This is a genomic window from Cobetia sp. L2A1 (assembly GCF_009796845.1).
In the GTDB taxonomy this organism is placed as follows: Bacteria; Pseudomonadota; Gammaproteobacteria; order Pseudomonadales; family Halomonadaceae; genus Cobetia.
On record NZ_CP047025.1, the window covers coordinates 1,385,113 to 1,405,273 of the forward strand.

Sequence of the window (20,161 nt, forward strand, 5' to 3'; positions counted from 1 at the left end):
ATGAAAGTCGAGCCATGAAAAAGGCCCGCTCATGAAATGAACGGGCCTTTAAATAGTCTGGGTGGTGGAGGGACAGGGATTCGAACCCTGGGTAGGTGTTACCCTACGTCGGTTTTCAAGACCGGTGCATTCAACCGCTCTGCCACCCCTCCAACTCACGAGATGAAATACTACGGATTTTTCAGGCTGGGTCAAGGGGTTAGCGTAAAATTCCTTGTCGTTCAGGCGCTTGAAAGGTTGTCTATGCAATACTCTAGAAAGAGACTGACGCTGTGGTTGCCTTTTATGCGTTTGGCTGTTGCATAAATCGGCTTTTCATCGTCCTGTCTCTTGATTAGGCAAACCCCTAAGGGCATGCTGAGTCAATTCGATGAATCCATCGTAGCAACTTGAGGATAGACACCATGGCTAACAGCTCCTGGCAGGTTTCGCAGGATACCGCGAGCCGTTCCCTCAGTACCCACAAGGTACTGCGTAATACCTACATGATGCTGGCGCTGACGCTATTGTTCTCTGCGCTTACTGCAGGTGTGGCAATGAGCATGGGCGTCGGCCGCATGAACATCTTCGTGCTGCTGATCGGGGCCTATGGCCTCATGTTCCTGGTGCACAAGACAGCTAACTCGACTGCCGGCATCTTCGCGACCTTCGCCTTCACCGGCTTCATGGGCTTCACCATCGGTCCGGTGCTCAACGCCTACATGAGTCTGCCCAATGGCGCGCAGCTGGTCATGACGGCACTTGGCATGACGGGTATCACCTTCGCAGGACTGTCAGCGGTCGCGCTGGTGACCCGCAAGGACTTCTCGTTCCTGAGCAACTTCCTGTTCGCCGGTGCTATCGTACTGATTCTGGCGATGCTGGCGGCGATGATCTTCAACATCAGCGGTCTGGCGCTTGCCGTTTCCGCAGGCTTCGTGCTGTTCGCCTCTGCGGCGATCCTGTTCGAGACAAGCCAGATCATCCACGGTGGGCAGACCAACTATCTGTTGGCTACGGTGAGTCTGTATGTGTCGATCTACAACATGTTCCTCAGCCTGCTGGCGCTGCTGGGCTTTGCCTCTTCCGACGACTGATACGGATTCGGTCAGGCTGTCGCGAAGGTAATCTCGCCAACAGATCGCTTGCATTGATAACCCCGCTCCGGCGGGGTTATTTGCGTCTGGAGGTCAGCTTCTCCCATTGCAGTGAGTGTCTGACAGTAGTGGTGACACACGGTAGAATACCTGTCTTCATGGACAGTCGAGTCGAGGTCTTCATGCGTTATGCTCTGGCCGTTTATGGCGGCCCTTACAGTCAACAGGCCAGTCACTCTGCATTGCGCTTTGCAGAGGCGTTGTTGGCGCGTGGTCATCAGCTGACCACCGTGTTTTTCTATCATGATGGCGTATACAACGCGGCGTCCATGATGGCGCCGCCTCAGGACGAGCCGCACCTGCGTGATCGTTGGCTCAGCCTTGCTGCGCAGAGTGATATGCGCCTGCAGGTATGTGTGGCAGCAGCGCTGCGACGCGGCCTGCTGGATGAGCGAGAGGCCACGCGTCATGGTAAGCAGGGTTGCACGCTGGAAGCGCCTTTCGAGCTGACAGGGCTTGGGCAGCTGGTCGAGGCCGCGCTTGAAAACGATCATCTGATCACCTTTGCCTGAGGCGAGAAGGCGTTACGGGACAAGGTGTGGATGACACGAGATGAGCGACAAGACCTATGAGTGATGAGATGGATATTGTGAGCCCCGGGGCGTCTTTGGCGCCCGGTGAGCTGCTGGTGATTCTGCGTCATGCGCCGCATGGCAGCAGCTGGCTGCGTGAAGGGCTTGAGGCAGCCATGGTCGCTGCCGCCTTCGGGCGTGAAGTCGGGTTGTTGTTCACTGGGGAAGGTGTTCTGGCTCTGTTGGAGGGGCAGCAGGCCGGAGCACTGGGTCAGAAGGGGAGTGATAATCTGCTGGCAGCATTGGAAATGTATGATGTTGAGCGCTGCTATGTCGATGCTACGGCGCTAGAGCGGCGTGGGTTGAGTGAAAATGATGTCTCTCTCCTGCCGGTGACGGTGCTGGAACATACCGAGGTAGTGGCGCTGACGCAATGCTTCTCACGTGTGCTCAGTTTCTGACACTTTTGATACTGTTGGCTGATATGCTTCTTGGGATGTCAGCAGCGTATGCAGGGAGAATCATATGGATAACGTCATGAATAGCGGTATGAATCTTCACCTGCTCAATCGCTCGCCATTCTCCAGTCGTGTCCATGAAGATGTGCTCAATGCCATGGGCCCCGAGGATCAGTTGCTACTGATTGAAGATGGCGTCAATGGTGCGCTTGGTAGTGCGGGACATTATCTGGTTGGGCTGGAAGGGCGATTGTTCGCCTTGCGTGAAGACCTCGAGTCGCGAGGCCTGTTGGGCCGCTGCGCAGAAAGTGTGATCGTGGTCGATGTCGATGGTTTTGTTGCGCTGACTGAAGTGGCCGACAAGACGATATCCTGGTTCTGAATCAGCTTGGAGATAGCGGATCAGAGTCGATGTCCTGCATCATTTCTTTCATGTTTGACGAGTAATCAGGATCCGTATGGCCAGTAGTGAAACCATTCGTACTCTCCTTCTTGATGGCCGTGATATTGCGCTGGATGCCGAGGGCTATCTCATCAATCTCGACGACTGGAGTCCGGCAGTGGCCGAGAGGCTGGCCGCCGAGGAGGGGCGTGAACTGACCGCAGAGCACTGGGACGTCATCGAGGTACTGCGCGATTTCTATCAGCGCTTTTCGTTATCGCCGGCCATGCGCCCATTGACCAAGGCCATGACCCAGCGCTTCGGGCCGGAAAAGGGACGCTCGTTGCATCTGATGCGCTTGTTCCCCGATAGCCCGCCCAAGGTCGGAGCACGCCTTGCGGGCCTCCCCAAACCGACCAACTGTCTGTGAGCACCTGTTTGTCGTAGCGCCAGCGATAACGGATAGCCGGTGCGCCAGCCACAACGGGTCATCCCGAGCATGGATGGCGACGAGGCGCGTTGTCTGCGTTACACTTCGTCACAGCGTTTGCAGTGCTGGCCCTTTGACGGCCTGCGCTACGGCAGGTCCCCTCGGTCACACACCGTGGGGGCATTTGAATTCAGGGCGAACAAGAGTCGACTTGCATGGGAAGAGCATTCCAAAACCGTAAAGAATCGATGGCGCGTACTTCACTCAACAAGGCGCGCGTGTATTCACGTTACGGCCGCGAGATTTATGTCTCGGCCAAGAGCGGTGGGCTCGATCCCAACGGTAATCTCAGTCTGCGTCGTCTGATCGAGAAGGCCAAGAAAGACCAGGTGCCGACACACGTCATCGAAAAAGCCATCGACAAGGCCAAGGGCACTGGCGGTGAAGACTTTACGCTAGCGCGTTATGAAGGTTTCGGGCCAGGCAATGTCATGGTCATCGTTGATTGTCTGACCGACAACAACAACCGCACCTTCGGCGAAGTCCGCACTTGTTTCAACAAGGGCAAGGGCAAGCTGGGCGCTCAGGGTTCAGTGGCACACATGTTTGACCACCGTGCCATTCTTGCTTTCAAGGGCGCAGAGGAAGACGAAGAAAAAGTCCTCGAAGCGCTGATGGAGGCGGATGTCGATGTCAGTGATATCGAACTCGACGACGGCATCATCTCTGTATTGACGCCGACGACTGAGCACTTCAAGGCCAAGGGCGCACTGGCCGATATCTACGGCGAAGACCTTGACTTCGAAGTCGATGAGATCAGCTTCCTTCCGCAGGTCCATACCGAGATCAGTGGTGACGATGCCGAGCTTCTCAACAAGATGCTCGAGTTGCTCGACGATTGTGAAGATGTGCAGCAGGTCTACCACAACGGCGAGTTTGTCTGAGCGAGATCGATGCCGCTGGTTGACCAGTATGCACGTAATGAAAAACGCCCTGTCGGCAAGCCGACGGGGCGTTTTTCATTGTGAGGCGAAGGGGGAAATGGTGCTGACTGCCAAGGAGGGCCCATGCAAGGGCTGGCAGCATCACCATCGTCTAGACCGCCAGAAGGCTCCAGTGAGACATGAGTTCCTGTAGTGTGGTTTGCATGGATGACTCTTGCTCGCAGTGATTGATGTGTCTCTTCCTCTCGTCATGGAGCACTGTCATTCTTTTAAACCGGAGGGCGGAGATGGGTTGTTAACCTGACTGTCAGCCGCCATCGTGGATCATGAAGATGATTGATACGCCAGACCGCCCATTATCCCTAGGAGTCACGATGTCGCGATATTCCACTACCTCTCTTGCACGTTCCGCCCGTCTGCTAGCCAGCGTGGCAGGTATCGGGCTGCTGGCCACGACTGCACTGCCCGCTGCCGCGCAGTCAGATGACAAGGTCTTTGGCTGGGTAGAAAAGGCCACCATCGAACCGTGGGGAGCGATGGTGAAGGCCAAGTTGGACAGTGGCGCCCTGACATCTTCCATGCACGCCGAGAATATCGAGACCTTCGAGCGTGATGATAAGGAATGGGTGCGTTTTGACATCGAGGTCGAGGATGAAGCGACGGGCAAGCAGGACGAGAAGTCCTTCGAGCGCCCGCTGTATCGTGATTTGACGGTCTCTGGCGCGGGAGGGCGCGATAAGCGTCCGGTGGTGCTGATGACGCTATGCCTGGGTGGCGAGCGTTATGAAGAACAGTTCAGTCTGCGTGATCGTGACGGCATGAACTATCCCGTATTGTTGGGGCGCCGTACCATTCAGAGCCTTGGGCTGCTGGATGTACGCAAGACCTTCCAAAGCACTCCCAACTGCAGTGACGATGCGCCGTTGCATCGCTACGAAGACAAGGAGTACTCCGACAAGATTGGCGCTGCCTCATAGTGGCAATTGGGTGGCTCGTGCTGGCGGACGCAAGAAATAGGTAATTAGCTGAGTTGGCAGAGGGGGGAGCGTATCTCAGACACGATGATCAGGCCGACACTCAAGGTCTATTATGATGCCAGCTGCCCCGTCTGTCGGCGCGAACGTGCTCGTTATGAGCGGCTGACGCGGCATGATTCGGGCGTGGAATGGTGGGATGCCACCGGCAATGTCCATCACCTGGAGGCGCAGGGCATCACGCTCAAGCAGGCGTTGCTGTCATTGCATGTCGAGACGGCGGAGGGCCAGATTGAAGACGGTATGCCTGCCTATCGTTTGCTGCTGGCCCGTATCCCGGGCATGTCGCCGCTCGGGTGGCTGATCACTCGCCCGCTGATTCAGCCGCTGCTGACGCGTCTTTATGATGCCTGGGTACGGCGACGGCTATGCAACGATGGACGTCTGGAGCGTGATGAGCGTTGACCACGCTCATTGGTAATGAGTCGCTCTGACAGGTGTGATGGGCTTTCGTTGTTCCATCAGCTAGTTTTTATATGCAAATGCTAATAGTTTTCGTTAAGATGTGAGGTAACGTCCGTCTCCTCACGTCTGCGAGCTTCCCGATGATCGACGCGCTTTCTCCACTCTACTCCGGCCCTCTGGCGGCCTATCGTGATCTCATCACGTCTCGCGCTCGCGTACAGGCGGATGCAGCACTGTCTCTGGACGGAGTGATCTCTGCTCGCGAAGTGCTGAGCCCTGGTTGGTTGTCGGCCTGTATCGCGGTCCATGGGCTGCAATATCAGGATCAGCAGAGCGAGGAGGGGTTACGTCACCCCGCTCCTGCCTCGCCGGATGAGCGCGCACTGCTATCACAGTGGTCGAAATATCTGTTGTCCTCGATGGTCTCGCTACCGCTTGCTGCAAATTTGCTGCTGGATCATCAGCTCCCGTTGGAGCTACGCCACCTGTCCTTGCGTTTGGGGGACAACGGCGTCGTCACTCAGCTGGTGCTGGATGATGCTGCTGGTCAGGGGGACAGTCTCACGCCAGGCATCATGGCGGCGGGTGGTGATGAGGTGGCCATGTTGGACGCGCGTTTCGGGCACTACCTGGCCCAGCTTGACGCTGTCATTGCACGGCTAGTGCCGCACACTTCATTGGGTGCCAAGGTATTCTGGAGTAACGCTGCACATTACTTCGTCTATATCGTCGGGATGATGGAAGAGCAGGGCTGGGCGCAGCAGGCAGCACCGGCCCGCCAGCTGATGGCGACGCGTGTGCTGACAAATGGCCGTCGTAATCCGCTTTATCAGCCAATCAGTACCGTCATGGACCGCCACGGAGAGCGACACACGCCGCGCAAGGTCTGCTGCGTCCGTTATCGCATCGAATGTCTCGGGTACTGTGATAACTGTCCCTTGTCGATAGAGCGACCTGTGGCCAAGCGCACCAAGCCCTTGTCAGCGACTCGAGCCAAGCTGATCTACAGTGATTTATCCGAATCCTGAGTTAGCCAAGATTTCGCTAAGAATTGCGCTTTAGAGTGACTCCTGGAATGCCAACCGCGGCATGTAAGGAGTCCTGAGTCATGTATATCAACGAGAGCCATCCCGCCGCTTTCTCCTCTTGTCATTCACATCCCCTTCAGGTGTCTTCCTCTCGCGAACAGGCTCAATGCGTAGATAGCGCATTGCACACCGATTCAGCTGCCTTGAATGCACCACGCCTTTCGATTCGCGTCGTGTGTGAGCAAGATCGAGTGATCGCTGAAAAGTTCATCGCAGATCATTATTGGCGCGAGCACAAGGCCCGCATCCAGGTGCGGCACCCGCATATCCTGGTATTGGAGAGCAATGAAAAATCCGCTTCATCAGTGGTTGCGGGAGACGATGCTCATGATGCGGAAATGCTGCAGGCAGGGGGCCAGCAAACAGATCAGTGGCAGGCCGCGGCGGGCCTGAAACGAGGTGATGAAGGGGCGTTGATGGTCGAGGCCTATCTGCAGAGGTCTGTCGAATCAGCGCTTGAACAGTATGGGTTGAGTCCGGGGATTGTCCCGCGTCATACCATCATGGAGGTTGGCGCCCTGGTGGGTGTCAAGATGGGCAGTGGCCGCCAACTGATGCTGTCGTTGGTCAATGCGTTGGATCACCTGCACTGTGACTGGTTGGTCGTCACGGCCTCGCGTGAGGTACGTAATGGATTAAGTCGTCTAGGCGTGACGATGCATTCCATGATTTCTGCAGATCCCGGAAATCTCGCTGCGTATTCCGCCGCAATTTCCATGAAGGAAGAGTGGGGCAGCTACTATGAACACGCCCCGCAGGTGGTCGCGATTCGCCCGCGCCATGAAGCTGCGCGTATGCGCCGCGACCCGCTATTGTGCCGCCTTCTAGCATCCGCCCCCGCTCCTCGCGAAGGCTGGACGGCACTGGAGCACCAATTCCCACCACGCCAGTCAGGCGTAACGTCTACATCGTACACCTACGTGAGTTCACTCGCTGATCTCGTGGCTCGCCGTGGCAGTGAGGGGGCGGCATGAGCGTACTGACTCCCCGCGCAATAGAAGCATGGCTGGCACGGTTTGCGCAGGCCTCGCCGGAGCGTATTTTACTGCGCGGCCACCGTGCCCTGGCTTCAGATGGCACCCTCATCACTGAGGAGCAGTGCTGGACGGCGGCAGCCTTGTGGCAGGCGATCACTCAGCGCCGTGACGACTTCGTGGCGCTAGGTATCCAGCACTTGGGATTGGGTGGAGATAACAGTCCTGACTGGCTGATCACGCAGCTGGCCGCCTGGCAGGCAGGTATCGTGGTAACGCCGTTGCCGACCTTTTTCAGTGCTCAGCAAACGGCGCATGTCCTGGAGGTGACGCGGCTGGATGCGATGATCTTCCCTGGCAGCACTGACGCCGATTCTACGACGCCTGATGACGAAATTACCGCCATTCTCGCATCCCTGCCAGGGGAGAGCGTGAGGCCTTTAACGGCCCAGAGTGAGTCTGTTGATGACAGGGGGGAACGAGAATATCTGGAACAGCGGGGTTCAGCGAAAGAGAGGCTGACACAAGAGCATCTGTCGCAAGAGCATCTGTCGCAAGAGCCTCGGGAGCATGAGCGGGCTGATGATGGCCATTCAGAGAGTGAGCCACTGGCGGATAAGTTTCAGGCCCATTGGCTTGCACCGCTGATCGCTGATCATCCTCGCGAGGTGCTTTGGCTGCGTCAGGGAGTACCCGCCAGCGTTCCGCCCGGCACCAACCTCATCACTTTCACGTCAGGTACCACGGGATCCCCCAAGGGGGTCTGTCTCTCACTGGAACACCTGGGTCGCGTGTTACAAGGACTTGATGCGCGTCTCGACGGTATTGCGACTGCCCGTCATGGCGTGATGCTACCGCTGGCAGTGTTGCTGGAGAATCTAGCCGGTGCGCTGTTTGTCATGTGGCGCGGCGGAGAGGTGGTCATTGATGCGCCCTCCCGGCTAGGGATGCAGGGAAGTGGCGGCCTTTCACCGGCGCGTCTTGCTGAATGGCTACTGGTACGTCGTCCGACGTCATTGATTCTGGTGCCTGGTCTGCTGCAGGCACTTGTGGGTTTGTGTGATGCCATGCCGACGTTGGCCGACAGCTTGCGTTCGACGCTGACGCTGGTCGCGGTCGGGGGTGGTCGTATCGCAACCTCGCAACTGGTACGTGCGACTGAGCTTGGGCTGCCCATCGCGCAGGGCTATGGCATGTCAGAAATGGGCTCGGTGGTATGCCTGGGGCGACCCGATGCGCCTCAGTCAGGGAGTGTCGGTGAGCCGCTGCCGGGCCTGGAGCTGCGCATAGACCATCGTGGCCAGATACTGATCAATGGGCCACGCATGTGTGGCTACCTTGGAATGCCTGGCAGCTATAGCGCACCTTGCTGCACTGCTATCTCTGACAGCAGTGGTGTCCCTGATGGCACTGAGGCGGTTGAACTGGCATGGGCCAGCGGAGATCTGGGACGGGTCGATACAACGGGCCAGCTCTGGCTTGAAGGTCGCGCTCGCGACGTCTTGATCACGGCTCATGGCCGCAATATTTCCCCTGAATGGCTCGAATCCGAACTTGAGGCGCTGCCCGGGGTTCAGCGCGCCCTTGTCTGCGGCGAAGGTTTGTTGCAGCCAATCGCGCTGATGAGTCTGATGCCAGGCAATTCAGGAGAGCGATTGGCGCAAGACATGGCCGTCCTCAATGCTCGCCTCCCCGATTATGCGCAGCTTGCCGCCTGGCAGGTACTGTCGCCCCACGACGCTTTCAGTCAGTCGCGTGGCGAGCTGACGGCCAATGGACGACTACGTCGCGCCGTCATACACGCTCGGCATGCAAGACGATTGGCAGCGCTGTCCGCTCAGGTCTTTCAGTTCTGATCCTTTTCTGATGGGCGATCAGCCCGAGGAGTCATACCCATGAATATCGCTGTTACCCCCGCCACGGAGTCGACTGGTACCCCTGACGCTACCGCTGAGGTACCGACCCATTCAAAGGCACACGCCTCCAGCGTCACCAGCAGTCATTTTCATTCCCGTCTACTGGCCGCCACTGAGACTGAGCGTGCGCAGTTGTTGGCGCGACCGCTGATCCGTCAGGCATTATCCGGCGAGGTTTCCTTGCCCACATATCGGGCATTTCTGGCTCAGGCCTACCATCACGTCCGCCAGACGGTGTCACTCATGATGGCCTGTGGCTCTCACCTCAGTGGGCCTGGTTTTGCGGGACGTGATTGGCTGAATAACGCCGTGGCGGAATACATCGAAGAAGAGATAGGTCACGAGCGCTGGGTACTCAATGACCTGCGTGCTGCCGGAGGCGATGAGGTGCATGCCGCTGCACGGCAACCCTTGATCGAGACTGAGCTGCTGGTCAGCTATGCCTACGATAGCATCGCGCGCATTCATCCCCTGTGCATGTTCGGCATGGTGCTGGTATTGGAGGGCACCAGCACTGCCGTGGCGACACAGGCGGGTCAAGGTATACGCGATAGCCTCGGGTTGCCGGAGAAGGCGTTCACCTATCTGTTCTCGCATGGCGAGCTGGATATCTCGCACATGGAGTTCTTCGCAGCATTGATGAATCGTATCGAGTTGCCGGATGAGCAGGATGTCATCATTCATGCTGCGCGCGTCTTCTATCGTCTCTACGGTGACATGTTGGACGCGGTAGTCCGTGATGCAGATCACTGGTCAGTGGATGCGATCGCACAGGAGGCGTGACATGCCAGTACATGATCGGAGTGATCTACGCTCGCGATGCATCGTCATTAGCGGTGCCACGGGAGGGATTGGTCAGGCACTGGTCCGCCAGTTGGCGGTACAGGGGGTTCGGTTGCACCTGTTGGGGCGCCGCATGGGCGCATTGGAGCAATTACGCGCCAGTCTACCGGCGTCGGCGGCTGAGCGCTGTACGCTACACAGCATGGACATCACTCAGGACGAGGACCGCCAGCGGCTGGTGCGTCGCCTGATCCATCTCTCCGCACTTGAGCAACCAGACGCACTGATCAACCTGGCCGGGCTCAACCATCTGGCAATGTTCGAGGATATGCGTGAGGAGGAGTGGGGGGCACTACTTGATATCAATCTTGTCGCGACCATGGCCCTGACCCAGAGGCTTCTGCCACTCCTGAAGCGAGCCCCCGCTGCCAACATTCTCAATGTTGGCTCGATGTTGGGCCATATCGGCCACCCGGGTTACGTTGCGTATTGCACGAGCAAGTTTGCTCTGCGGGGGTTCAGTGAAGCGCTGGCGCGCGAGCTATCAGATAGTCCGGTCAGGGTGCAGTACCTCGCGCCGCGTACCACTGCTACCGCGATGAACTCCGCGGCAGCCGATGCCCTGAACAAGGACCTTGGCAACACCACCGATACGCCGGAGCATGTTGCGGCACACATCGTAACGCTGCTGAAAAGCCGTCGATCGCGGCGTCGTCTGGGAGGGAGGGAGCGTGTGTTTGCCAAGCTCAATGAGCTGGTGCCCGGACTTGTCGATAAGGGCCTTGGTGGCAAGCTTTCCATCATTCGACGCCATGCCGATGAGGCACTGGTACAGGATGCTTCACGTGAGAGTGCCTATCTGACTTCTCCTTCTGAGCCACTGTCGTCAACGCAGGTGCTTGGCGAGCACTAGACGAGAGACTGATGCTAACGCTGATAGACCGTGCAGTGGCCTGCTCTGGTAACATGGCCGGCCATTGTCATCGCCTGGTATCCCGTTATGCGTCCGCCTTCTCGTCGTCGTTCTCCCACTGCCAATGCTGCTGATCGCGCTATCGATCAGTCCGCGCCCGCTGGCGACGGCGTCGCTTCACGCAAGCGCGATACCGTCGCTAAAGCGGCATCAGCGAAGGGCAGGAAGACTTCAGTGAAGGGCAAGCAGGCTGTCGTCAAAGGCGAGCTACATCCGCGTAACCCGCATCGTGGTCGCTACGACATGGCTTCGCTTACCACCGCCAGCCCGGCGTTGGCGCCTTTCATTACGCAAACGCCAGCCGGCAGTGCCTCGATCAACTTCTCTGATCCGCTGGCGGTCAAGGCGCTCAATCGTGCTTTGCTGGCTCACCATTACGGTGTCATGCACTGGGATATCCCGGCAGGCTATCTGTGTCCGCCAATTCCCGGGCGCGCTGATTATCTGCATTACCTGGCAGACCTGCTTGTCGAAGCCAATGCTGGCACGTTACCTGAAGGCGGACAGGTCAAGGCGCTGGATATTGGCGTCGGGGCCAATGTCATCTATCCCCTGCTCGGAAATCGCAGCTTTGGTTGGCAGATGGTGGGCAGTGATATCAGCACGCAAGCCATCGAGTCAGCGCGTCGTGTGGTGGTAGCCAATCCGTTATTACAGGGTCAGATTGAGCTACGCCTACAGGCCAATCGCCAGCGTTTCTTCAGCGGTATCTGGGCGCAGGATGAACGTTTTGACTTGGTGATGTGCAACCCCCCATTTCATGCCAGCGAAGCCGATATGGCTCACGAATCCCGGCGCAAGTGGCGAGGGCTGGAGAAGTCACGTCAGCAGCGGGGTGCAAAAGGGGGGCAACGTGGGCGCCACACGAGTGACAACAAGATGCCACAGCAAGCCGCACCTGCACTCAACTTTGCCGGTCAGGCCGCAGAGCTATGGTATCCCGGCGGGGAAGCAGTTTTCGTCGCGCGTATGGTCGAAGAGAGCCGCGATGTCGCTCGGCAGTGTCTGTGGTTCAGCTCGCTAGTGGCACACTCGACCAGCCTGCCCGTGATCAAGCGTGCCCTGGCAAAAAGTGGTGCCAGTGACGTGCGGGTCGTCGAGATGTCTCAGGGGCAGAAGATCAGTCGCTTCGTGGCCTGGAGCTTCCATTCGCCAGCTCAACGTTGCGCGTGGGCCGCGGAGCATTGGCAAATCGATACCATCAGTCCCGTCTAATGCTCAGACGCTGACACGTAGGTTGGTGCTGTTGCTTGCTTGAAGAATTGACTGGCATCAGCGAATAGCGCGAGGCTAGCGAACAAATGAAGAGGGTGGGAGTCTGTGATAGGTAAGTCGTGAGCGCGCTGCCGCTGATTCTTTGGGATATCAACGATCAATCTAGATAAAACGCCTCGCCGGTGAACCGGAAGAGGCGTTTTTTATTTTCACAAGGATGAGCCACCTGCGGTGGTGATGTGTCAAAAATGAGTTCAATGTCATTAAGTGCACATTTAATTTTGTCTTAATGCTAATCCCTCACAATCGTTATTCACGTATCAGGGAGTCTCTGTCATCACATGAATCCATCTACCGCATCCACTACGGGCTCTTCCCGCCAAGCATCGTCTGACGATGCATCATTGAGTGGCGGCATTTCGGTATTGATTCCAGGGCGCGATGAGCGTGACAACCTGCCGGGGCTAATTGCTGAAGTCCATGCTGCACTGGCTGGCAAGCGCTACGAGATCATCGTGATCGACGATGGTTCCAGCGATGACAGCTGGCGTTGGCTCAAGGATGCGGCGCTTGATGACTCGCGCCTGCGCCCCTTTCATCATGACACCAGCTTCGGGCAGAGCACCTCGATCTGGCAGGCTGCGCGACTGGCCCGTGGCGAGTGGCTTGCCACGCTCGACGGTGATGGCCAGAACGATCCGGCAGATCTCCCCGACATGCTGAGCCTTGCCGGACTGGAAGGGCTTGATCTCGTGGCGGGGCACCGTACCGAACGACGTGATGATGCCCTCAAGCGTGTCTCCTCGCGGCTGGCCAATGCCATTCGTCAGGCACTATTGCATGACGACACGCCAGATACCGGCTGCGGCATCAAGATCATCCGTCGCGACGTCTTCCTGCGCCTGCCGTACTTCGATCATATGCATCGCTTCTTGCCCGCATTGGTGCGTGCGCAAGGCGGCCAGGTGAAGTCCTTGCCGGTCCGTCACCGTGAGCGTGTCGCGGGTGTTTCCAAGTACGGTTTCTTTGATCGTCTATGGGTCGGTATCAGCGATATCGTCGGTGTGATGTGGCTTGTGCGTCGTTCTCGCTTGCCCTCACCGCTACAGAACACGTCAGGCCATGCGGCATCCGAAGCCCTCGGGCATATGCAGGGCATCATGGAAAGCACAGGGCAAGGTGGCACTGACAATTCGGGCCCGATACCGGTTGGCATGACAGATGGCGCCACTGAGTCGGGTTCGACTGACGTGGATGACGTCGTTCTCCAGCAGCCAGGGGTGCGCTAATGGACGTCAATCCGTGGTGGGTCGCCATTGGCTTTGGGGGCCAGGCACTGTTTTCAGCGCGCTTCATCATTCAGTGGCTCGCGAGTGAGAAGGCGCGCCGCTCGATTGTGCCGCGTGCTTTCTGGTGGTTTTCGCTGGCGGGCGGCATGACCTTGCTGGCCTATGCCATCCATCGTGAAGACCCGGTATTTATCGCCGGACAGGGGGCAGGTCTCTTCATCTATCTGCGCAACCTGAGCCTCATCAATCGTGATCGCAAGACTCAGAAAGAGAAGGATCTGCAAGAGGACGGCCAGCACAAGGATGACGTGGTATGAGCGTGCTGAGCCGGGCAGGTATGTCCCGCGAGGTTCCCGCACAGGTCTATCGTCAGCTCATGCGCCATCCGTGGTGGAGCCTTGTGCTGCTCTACCTGCTGGTCTCGATGATTGGGCTCGGCATGCGGATGCCGTGGCCGGCAGATGAACCCCGCTTTGCGCTCAATGGGCTCGAGATGTGGGTGACCGGCGATTGGTGGTTGCCGCATCGTGCCGGTGAACTGTATCCCGACAAACCCCCTGTTTTCATGTGGCTGAGTGGTTTGGCGACAGGGCTCACCGGCGATATCCGCCTTGGCTTTGCGTTGCCATCATTGCTTGGTGGGCTTGCGACGCTCGGGCTGAGCGTGGATCTCATCCGGCGTCTGCACGGTCGTCGTAGTGCCTTTATCGCCGGGTTGTGGTTGATCGCCTCACTGCAGTTCGTGTTGCAGGCCCGTACGGCGCAGATCGATATGCTTGTCACAGCATTCATCCTGCTGGGTATTTGGGGCATGTTGCGCCATGCGCTGCTGAATGATGGCGCGCGCTATTTCTATCTGGGCTGTTTCGCGATGGGCCTTGGCATCATTACCAAGGGTGTCGGTTTTCTACCCCTGTTGATGCTGCCGTCATGGCTGCTGGCCATGCGACATCAGTCACGCTGGCGCAGTGGTGGGCTGCGTGCTGGTCGGGTATCGCCGCGCCAGTTGCTGATCGGGCTGGGATGGCTGTTGCTTGCACCGCTGGCATGGGCAGGCCCGATGCTGGTGATGTCATTCATCTCCTCAAATCCTGAGCTGGCTGCCTATCGCGATAATATTCTTCTCAAGCAGACCGCTCAGCGTTACGCCGAAAGCTGGCACCACCTCAAGCCGTGGCACTACTTCATCACCAGCGTGATCCCCTGGGCCTGGATGCCATTGCTGCTGACAGTGCCGTGGTGGCCGAAGGCGTTGATGCGTCGTCTTGCACGACGTGACCTGCGGGTCTGGCTACCACTGATGGGGGCACTGCTGATTGTCGTGTTCTTCTCGCTATCGCCAGGCAAGCGTGGTGTGTACGTGCTGCCCGCCTTGCCATTGCTGGTGATTGGGCTGTCGCCGCTGTTGCCGGGCTTGTCGCGTCGTCTGAATCTTGCACGACTGGCCTTTGGTCTGTGTGTCTTGTTGTCGAGCATCTTCTTGCTGGCGGCGATTCTCGGTGTCTTCGGGCTACCTGCTCTGACGCATCTTGCCGAGAAGGAAGGGCTGGTGCCGTGGGGTTGGTGGGGGCTTTTGGGCGGGAGTGGCATTGCCCTGTGCGTATGGCTCATGCCGCGCGGCGGGCTGCTTGCACTGGGCACATGGTTGATCATCTTCTGGGGATTATGGGGCACCTGGGGTGCACGCCTGATGGACCCCGTCCGCAATCCTGCCGTGTTGATGTCGCAGGTGGCTGAGCGTAGTCATTTCGAAGCGCTGGCGATTCCGGACTTCCGCGAGCAGTACATCTTGCAGGCGCAGCAGCCGGTATGGCACTTCGGCTACAAGACACCGGATGATGCCCAGTTTGCCGGTTTGTTTGCCTGGTTGAAGGCGGCGCCTGAGTCACGCTGGACACTGCTGACACCGAAGGTACTCGCACGAAATACCTGTCTGGACGCCACGCAAGCAATTGATCTCAGTGAGCCGGATGAACACTGGGCGTTGCTGCCTGGTACTGCCGCACTGGCATGCGTGGGGGAGGCTGCGGCAGCGCCGTTGTATCTGGCCCCGACCTCCATCTCGGATGAAGCAGCACGTTTGATCGGATTGCCGGTGCGTCACGCACCGCGTGGCGAGACTGAGTCATCAGATCATACGCAGGAGCGCGATCAATGAAGCGCCATGATCAAGCGCACGATGCGGGTGCTTCGCCACTTTCGATCTCTCGCTCATCTTCGCGAGGGTCTGCCTCTCATGCTGGCGGCGTACGTCCTGCCAGAGGCACCTGGGTAGGGCTTGGCGGGTTTGTCGAGAATGAGCGCCTGTCCTGGGCTCTTTGGTTGGTACTGCTGGTGGCCGGTGTGCTGGCACGACCTTATCTGCCAATCGATGAGACGCGTTATGTCTCGGTCGCGTGGGAGATGTGGCACAGCAACCAGTGGTTTGTCTCGACCATGAATGGCGCGCCCTATGCGGACAAGCCGGTGCTGCTGTTCTGGCTGATTCATGCTGGTTGGGCGGTGTTCGGCGTCAACGGCTGGTGGCCGAAGCTAGTGATGCCGCTGGTCAGTCTACTGGGTATCTGGCAACTGGGCCGCGTGGCACGCACTCTGTGGCCAGCCGTGCCGGAGCAGGCAGAGGCATTCACCCATCGCGAACAGTGGGTACGGCTATCGCGCTGGACACTGGCTGGCTGCCTGATGTGGATGCTCTACAGTCAGGCGCTGATGTTTGATGTGCTATTGACCAGCTGCCTGCTTGGGGCACTTCGCCCCTGGTGTTCACCCCAGGGTGACATGTCAGTGGCACGTCGCGATGTGCTGGAAAGCGGGCTATGGCTAGGATTGGCCTTGCTCGCCAAGGGACCGGTCGCACTGCTGTGGTTCGTATTGGTGGTTGGCAGTCGCCCCTGGTGGGCGCAGGCGCCCGTGCGGCAAGTACTGGCGATTGAATGGCGTGGCTGGCTGGGCAGTCTGTTGCTGGGGCTGGGCGTGCTGAGTCTCTGGTTGGTGCCTGCCGTGATTGATGGCCCTGCCAGCTATGTGCAGGACTTGCTATGGGGACAGACGGCGAATCGTGTCATGGAGGCGCAAGATCATGCGCGTCCGCTGTGGTGGTATCTGCCTTGGCTCGCGCTACTGATCTTTCCTTTCAGCTTGCGTCCGCGCCTGCTGGTAGAGGGCCTGGCGTCGTCTATTGCACAGCGTCCGCATCAGGAGCGCCCGCTGTTACGCATGTGTCGCGTCTGGAGCCTTGCTGGCCTGGCCGTGTTTTCACTGATCTCCGGCAAGCAGATTCATTATCTGATGCCGCTACTGGTGCCGATGAGTCTGCTGATGGCATGGGCTGCGCTGCGCCAGCCGGCCGCACGTACCTCGCTGAGGCTGTTGGCGATGCTGTGTGGTGCGCTTGCTGCCTCAAGTCTGGTGTTGGGCGTACTGGTCATGCCGTCATTGACATTGCAGCCAGCAGACTCAGCGCTGGCGGCGTCAACTTCTGGCAGTCTGGCCTGCGTGTTAGCGGGCGGACTGCTGATATTGCTGATGCTGTGGTTATGGCCGTGGCAAGAGGCAGAAGCAGCATCACCGGCAATACAGCTGAATGCTCAGCGACGGCTAGTGCTGGGAAGTCTGCTGCTGGTGACCTGCCTGCTGACCCTGACCCTGCGTCCGCTATGGCCGCGATTGGATCAAGGCTCATTGGCCCAGTGGGTGAATGCACGTCAGCAAGCGGGGCAGCAGGTGGCAGTCGTGGCCAATGACTATCAGGCGACCTATCAGTTTCTGGGCCGGCTGACGCAACCACTGGACACGCTGAGTCGTGCTCCCCGGCAGTTGCATGCATGGCAGCAGGAGCATCCCGCTGGCTGGCTACTGATGGATGTCACCAAGTGTTTGTCGCTTGACGACAAGGTGCCCGCCGAGGAAATGCCGCAGCAGGCATCACTGATGGGAATGGACCCTCGCCCTGATATGCAGGCCTGGTGCCAGGCGCATGCCTCGGGGAGACCCACCATCGAAAACCATTCATCACGCGACAGCACGCCGATCTTTCATCAGGGGCGTCATCAGCTGATCGCCATTCCGGCACAGGCACTGATCGCACTGCCATACGACAAGGAGGGAGTATGAAGATTCTGATTACCGGTGCCGCCGGCTTTATCGGGGCTGCGTTGTGTGAGCGTCTGCTGAAAGAGGGCTTGCAGGTCGTGGGGCTCGATAATCTCAATCCCTATTATCCGTTGGCGCTGAAGCGTCATCGCCTCGCACGGTTGGAAGCTCTGGCAGCCCGGCCGAATGCAGTCGGCAGTTTCCGCTTCGTAAAGATGGACCTCATCGAGCGTGAGGCCCTGATGACCCTGATGCAGTGCGAGAGCTTTGATGTCGTAGTCAACCTTGCGGCACAGGCTGGCGTGCGCCACTCCATCAGTCAGCCGCATGACTATGTGGATAGCAATCTGGTCGGCTTCGTCAATCTACTGGAAGCGTGTCGAGCCGCGCGTCCGCGTCATCTGCTGTATGCCTCCAGCAGTTCTGTCTACGGTGACGATACGCGTCAGCCGCTCACGGAAGGGCAGGCCGGCGTGCAGCCACTCTCCTTGTATGCCGCGACCAAGCAGGCCAATGAATTGATGGCCTACAGCTATGCGCATCTTTATGGTTTGCCGGTGACCGGGCTCCGCTTCTTTACCGTCTATGGCGCACGTGGCCGGCCTGACATGGCGCCGTTGCGCTTCGCGCGCAAGCTATTGGCCGGTGAGGCGATTGATGTGTATAACCACGGCCAGATGGCGCGCGATTTCACGCATATCAGCGATATTGTCGAGAGTATTCGACGCCTGATGGTGCTACCCCCGACGCATGAGGCGAATACGGCGCCGTCGCGCGTGTTGAATGTCGGTCGCGGTGAGCCGGTCGCGTTAGGCGATTTCATCAGCGGTCTTGAGGACGTGCTGGGCATCAAGGCGCGCAAACGGCTGTTGCCGATGCAAGCCGGCGATGTGGAGCGCACCTGGGCTGATACCACAGCCCTTGAGGCACTGAGCGGCTTCCGTCCCGGTGTCAGCCTGAGTGAGGGCCTGGCGGAACTCGCCGGCTGGGTGCGTGCCTACCCCGAGCTGTTGGCGGAGGAAGCGACGGATGCTGCTATCCCAGACCCTATCTGCCAGTCATCTAAAGGCATGTTGGCATTCACGCCTGGCGTGCTATCGGATGCACGCGCGATCATCTAGCCAGTGATAACCCGAGCACCAAACGCACCAGGGCCCGTCGTGTGATGACGGGCCCTGGTGCGTTTGGTTGGCGCTGATGACTAGAAAAGCAGAGAAGATGACTGGTCTGTCATTGTCTGAGCAGCGCCTGGTGGTGGATCAGCAGCGGCCTTCACAGTTGGCGGGCTTGTCGTTGGCAATGCGCCAATCTTCCTCATTCCCCAGTGTTGCCAGCGGCGACAGCATGCCGAAGTCGAACGGCGTGATGCAGGTGCCACGCTTGATTCGCTTGGGCCAGTCATGGTTAGCCAGCGCAGAGCGCCCAATGGCGACCAGGTCTGCCTGGGTGAGTGCCACCTCAGCTTTCTCGAGATTATCGATACCCCCATTGGTGATCAGGGTGACATTGGCGCGCTGTGCTGTGCGCACCTGGGCTGCCAGTGACGTCAGACTCAGCTGGCGATCAGCTTCGTCCTCTGCTTCTGGGAAAGCCGGTGTCTGTATATCGCCGCCGGTCAGGTGCAGGAAGTCCACACCGCTATCCATCAAGCGCGCCAAGCGCTCACGTGCTGCGTCTGGGCCACCCTGCCACTGAAGACTTGGCTCCGTCACGGTGCCTTGTGACAAACGCATGCCGACAGGAAAATCGTTGCCGACAGCCTCGCGCACACTGCGAATGACTGCCAACGGGAAGGCTAGGCGTGCGAGCGCATCGCCACCCCAGGCATCGTCACGCTGATTGAAGCGCTCGCTGATGAACTGGTGAATCAAGTAGCCGTTGGCACCATGCAGTTCGACACCATCGAAACCTGCTTCCTTGGCCAGTCGCGCGCTGGTAGCAAAGCCGGCAATGGCTGCGTGAATTTCTGACTCACTGATCTCACGTGCCAGCGGGAAGGGGCCAGTACCGCCATAGAAGCTGAGCATTTCGCCGCTGGCTCGGCTCTCTGAGGGTGCGACAACCTCATCCTTGAAGCGATTGTGTTGCGTCTGTGCACCGGCATGCATCAGCTGAGCGACGATACGGCCACTCTGCTGATGCACGGCGTCTACCACACAGCGCCAGCTGTTCTGTTGGGCCTGATTGGCAAGCCCTGGCTGATTGGCATAGCCCTGACTGAACGCCTCATCGGTGTAGATGCCTTCGGTGATGAGCAGTGAGAACTGGCCGCGCGCGAAATCGCGATAGTAGTCCACCATGTCATGATGTACCCGGCCGTCATCCTTTGCGCTAGTGCGTGTCATGGGGGAAAGCACTGCTCGGTTGCCCAGTTCAATCCCGGCGAAGGCAATAGGGGTAAATAGTGACGTCGTGTCTGTCATCGGTACTTCTCCCGCGGAGCGAATCCGCTGTCATGTCAGGTAATACAGCCATCCATCACCGGCGTACTGAAAAAGGTAAAGTCCGACGCCGGGGGGCTGTGTGAATG

Annotated in this window: 20 protein-coding genes and 1 tRNA gene; 19 read left to right on the top strand and 2 right to left on the bottom strand. The window is 58.6% G+C overall.

All coding sequences use genetic code 11. The features are described from left to right. Positions 1-62: 62 nt before the first annotated feature. Positions 63-152 (bottom strand) — tRNA-Ser (locus GQR90_RS05985). 252 nt (positions 153-404) lie between these two features. Between GQR90_RS05985 and GQR90_RS05990 the strand changes: the two genes are divergently transcribed. From GQR90_RS05990 to GQR90_RS06080, 19 genes are all read left to right on the top strand, one after another. Beyond that, entirely contained in the window at positions 405-1,076 is a 672-nt protein-coding gene (locus GQR90_RS05990; protein ID WP_158773312.1) for a Bax inhibitor-1/YccA family protein, read from the top strand. 182 nt (positions 1,077-1,258) lie between these two features. After that, a complete protein-coding gene (tusD, locus tag GQR90_RS05995; RefSeq protein ID WP_158773313.1) occupies positions 1,259-1,648 on the top strand; it encodes a sulfurtransferase complex subunit TusD in 390 nt (129 codons plus the stop codon). Between the two features lie 68 nt (positions 1,649-1,716). Further along, positions 1,717-2,109 carry a sulfurtransferase complex subunit TusC gene (gene tusC, locus GQR90_RS06000; protein WP_233266448.1) on the top strand — a complete coding sequence of 131 codons (393 nt, stop codon included), beginning with the start codon at positions 1,717-1,719 and terminating at the stop codon, positions 2,107-2,109. A 76-nt stretch (positions 2,110-2,185) separates the two neighbouring features. Beyond that, a complete protein-coding gene (gene tusB / locus GQR90_RS06005; protein ID WP_233266449.1) occupies positions 2,186-2,488 on the top strand; it encodes a sulfurtransferase complex subunit TusB in 303 nt (100 codons plus the stop codon). Between the two features lie 76 nt (positions 2,489-2,564). Further along, entirely contained in the window at positions 2,565-2,918 is a 354-nt protein-coding gene (locus GQR90_RS06010) for a TusE/DsrC/DsvC family sulfur relay protein (RefSeq protein ID WP_158773315.1), read from the top strand. 215 nt (positions 2,919-3,133) lie between these two features. Continuing rightward, positions 3,134-3,862: a YebC/PmpR family DNA-binding transcriptional regulator gene (locus tag GQR90_RS06015; RefSeq protein ID WP_158773316.1), complete on the top strand. Its 729-nt coding sequence runs from the start codon at positions 3,134-3,136 to the stop codon at positions 3,860-3,862. A gap of 374 nt (positions 3,863-4,236) precedes the next feature. Then, the gene (gene rloA3 / locus GQR90_RS06020) at positions 4,237-4,839 is read left to right on the top strand and encodes a retropepsin-like aspartic peptidase RloA3 (RefSeq protein ID WP_158773317.1); all 603 of its coding nucleotides are present in this window, start codon (positions 4,237-4,239) and stop codon (positions 4,837-4,839) included. 84 nt (positions 4,840-4,923) lie between these two features. Further along, positions 4,924-5,301 (top strand): thiol-disulfide oxidoreductase DCC family protein, encoded by a 378-nt coding sequence (locus GQR90_RS06025; protein ID WP_158773318.1) that lies wholly within the window; start codon positions 4,924-4,926, stop codon positions 5,299-5,301. 140 nt (positions 5,302-5,441) lie between these two features. Continuing rightward, positions 5,442-6,329 carry a siderophore-iron reductase FhuF gene (gene fhuF / locus GQR90_RS06030; protein WP_158773319.1) on the top strand — a complete coding sequence of 296 codons (888 nt, stop codon included), beginning with the start codon at positions 5,442-5,444 and terminating at the stop codon, positions 6,327-6,329. An 80-nt stretch (positions 6,330-6,409) separates the two neighbouring features. Continuing rightward, positions 6,410-7,363, top strand: coding sequence for a thermostable hemolysin (locus tag GQR90_RS06035; protein WP_158773320.1), 954 nt, complete (start codon positions 6,410-6,412; stop codon positions 7,361-7,363). Continuing rightward, positions 7,360-9,219 (top strand): AMP-binding protein, encoded by a 1,860-nt coding sequence (locus tag GQR90_RS06040; protein WP_158773321.1) that lies wholly within the window; start codon positions 7,360-7,362, stop codon positions 9,217-9,219. Before GQR90_RS06035 ends, GQR90_RS06040 begins: the two co-directional genes overlap by 4 nt. A gap of 39 nt (positions 9,220-9,258) precedes the next feature. Then, positions 9,259-10,062 (top strand): TenA family transcriptional regulator, encoded by an 804-nt coding sequence (locus tag GQR90_RS06045; protein ID WP_158773322.1) that lies wholly within the window; start codon positions 9,259-9,261, stop codon positions 10,060-10,062. Position 10,063: 1 nt separating this feature from the next. Next, positions 10,064-10,975 carry an SDR family oxidoreductase gene (locus GQR90_RS06050; protein WP_158773323.1) on the top strand — a complete coding sequence of 304 codons (912 nt, stop codon included), beginning with the start codon at positions 10,064-10,066 and terminating at the stop codon, positions 10,973-10,975. Positions 10,976-11,062: 87 nt separating this feature from the next. Continuing rightward, positions 11,063-12,250 carry a 23S rRNA (adenine(1618)-N(6))-methyltransferase RlmF gene (gene rlmF, locus GQR90_RS06055; RefSeq protein ID WP_158773324.1) on the top strand — a complete coding sequence of 396 codons (1,188 nt, stop codon included), beginning with the start codon at positions 11,063-11,065 and terminating at the stop codon, positions 12,248-12,250. A 341-nt stretch (positions 12,251-12,591) separates the two neighbouring features. After that, a complete protein-coding gene (locus GQR90_RS06060; RefSeq protein ID WP_158773325.1) occupies positions 12,592-13,539 on the top strand; it encodes a glycosyltransferase in 948 nt (315 codons plus the stop codon). Beyond that, positions 13,539-13,856, top strand: a complete 318-nt coding sequence (locus GQR90_RS06065; protein ID WP_158773326.1) for a lipid-A-disaccharide synthase N-terminal domain-containing protein — start codon at positions 13,539-13,541, stop codon at positions 13,854-13,856. The genes GQR90_RS06060 and GQR90_RS06065 overlap by 1 nt, the downstream gene beginning before the upstream one ends. Then, positions 13,853-15,697, top strand: coding sequence for an ArnT family glycosyltransferase (locus tag GQR90_RS06070; RefSeq protein ID WP_233266450.1), 1,845 nt, complete (start codon positions 13,853-13,855; stop codon positions 15,695-15,697). The genes GQR90_RS06065 and GQR90_RS06070 overlap by 4 nt, the downstream gene beginning before the upstream one ends. Beyond that, positions 15,694-17,652 carry an ArnT family glycosyltransferase gene (locus GQR90_RS06075; protein ID WP_158773327.1) on the top strand — a complete coding sequence of 653 codons (1,959 nt, stop codon included), beginning with the start codon at positions 15,694-15,696 and terminating at the stop codon, positions 17,650-17,652. The genes GQR90_RS06070 and GQR90_RS06075 overlap by 4 nt, the downstream gene beginning before the upstream one ends. Continuing rightward, positions 17,649-18,752 carry an NAD-dependent epimerase/dehydratase family protein gene (locus GQR90_RS06080; RefSeq protein ID WP_158773328.1) on the top strand — a complete coding sequence of 368 codons (1,104 nt, stop codon included), beginning with the start codon at positions 17,649-17,651 and terminating at the stop codon, positions 18,750-18,752. Before GQR90_RS06075 ends, GQR90_RS06080 begins: the two co-directional genes overlap by 4 nt. Before the next feature lie 138 nt (positions 18,753-18,890). Here the strand turns inward: GQR90_RS06080 and GQR90_RS06085 are convergent, their stop codons facing one another. After that, the gene (locus GQR90_RS06085) at positions 18,891-20,054 is read right to left on the bottom strand and encodes an oxidoreductase (protein ID WP_158773329.1); all 1,164 of its coding nucleotides are present in this window, start codon (positions 20,052-20,054) and stop codon (positions 18,891-18,893) included. Positions 20,055-20,161 lie beyond the last annotated feature (107 nt).

What these genes read in the sequence shown, in the direction of transcription:
- GQR90_RS06025 (WP_158773318.1), top strand. Translation starts at nt 4,924, where the DNA reads ATGATCAGGCCGACACTCAAGGTCTATTATGATGCCAGCTGCCCCGTC.
- GQR90_RS06010 (WP_158773315.1), top strand. Translation starts at nt 2,565, where the DNA reads ATGGCCAGTAGTGAAACCATTCGTACTCTCCTTCTTGATGGCCGTGAT.
- GQR90_RS06065 (WP_158773326.1), top strand. Translation starts at nt 13,539, where the DNA reads ATGGACGTCAATCCGTGGTGGGTCGCCATTGGCTTTGGGGGCCAGGCA.
- fhuF (WP_158773319.1), top strand. Translation starts at nt 5,442, where the DNA reads ATGATCGACGCGCTTTCTCCACTCTACTCCGGCCCTCTGGCGGCCTAT.
- GQR90_RS06045 (WP_158773322.1), top strand. Translation starts at nt 9,259, where the DNA reads ATGAATATCGCTGTTACCCCCGCCACGGAGTCGACTGGTACCCCTGAC.
- rlmF (WP_158773324.1), top strand. Translation starts at nt 11,063, where the DNA reads ATGCGTCCGCCTTCTCGTCGTCGTTCTCCCACTGCCAATGCTGCTGAT.
- GQR90_RS06050 (WP_158773323.1), top strand. Translation starts at nt 10,064, where the DNA reads ATGCCAGTACATGATCGGAGTGATCTACGCTCGCGATGCATCGTCATT.
- GQR90_RS06015 (WP_158773316.1), top strand. Translation starts at nt 3,134, where the DNA reads ATGGGAAGAGCATTCCAAAACCGTAAAGAATCGATGGCGCGTACTTCA.
- GQR90_RS06070 (WP_233266450.1), top strand. Translation starts at nt 13,853, where the DNA reads ATGAGCGTGCTGAGCCGGGCAGGTATGTCCCGCGAGGTTCCCGCACAG.
- GQR90_RS06060 (WP_158773325.1), top strand. Translation starts at nt 12,592, where the DNA reads ATGAATCCATCTACCGCATCCACTACGGGCTCTTCCCGCCAAGCATCG.
- GQR90_RS06035 (WP_158773320.1), top strand. Translation starts at nt 6,410, where the DNA reads ATGTATATCAACGAGAGCCATCCCGCCGCTTTCTCCTCTTGTCATTCA.
- GQR90_RS05990 (WP_158773312.1), top strand. Translation starts at nt 405, where the DNA reads ATGGCTAACAGCTCCTGGCAGGTTTCGCAGGATACCGCGAGCCGTTCC.
- tusD (WP_158773313.1), top strand. Translation starts at nt 1,259, where the DNA reads ATGCGTTATGCTCTGGCCGTTTATGGCGGCCCTTACAGTCAACAGGCC.
- GQR90_RS06075 (WP_158773327.1), top strand. Translation starts at nt 15,694, where the DNA reads ATGAAGCGCCATGATCAAGCGCACGATGCGGGTGCTTCGCCACTTTCG.
- tusC (WP_233266448.1), top strand. Translation starts at nt 1,717, where the DNA reads ATGGATATTGTGAGCCCCGGGGCGTCTTTGGCGCCCGGTGAGCTGCTG.
- GQR90_RS06085 (WP_158773329.1), bottom strand. Translation starts at nt 20,054, where the DNA reads ATGACAGACACGACGTCACTATTTACCCCTATTGCCTTCGCCGGGATT.
- tusB (WP_233266449.1), top strand. Translation starts at nt 2,186, where the DNA reads ATGAATAGCGGTATGAATCTTCACCTGCTCAATCGCTCGCCATTCTCC.
- GQR90_RS06080 (WP_158773328.1), top strand. Translation starts at nt 17,649, where the DNA reads ATGAAGATTCTGATTACCGGTGCCGCCGGCTTTATCGGGGCTGCGTTG.
- rloA3 (WP_158773317.1), top strand. Translation starts at nt 4,237, where the DNA reads ATGTCGCGATATTCCACTACCTCTCTTGCACGTTCCGCCCGTCTGCTA.
- GQR90_RS06040 (WP_158773321.1), top strand. Translation starts at nt 7,360, where the DNA reads ATGAGCGTACTGACTCCCCGCGCAATAGAAGCATGGCTGGCACGGTTT.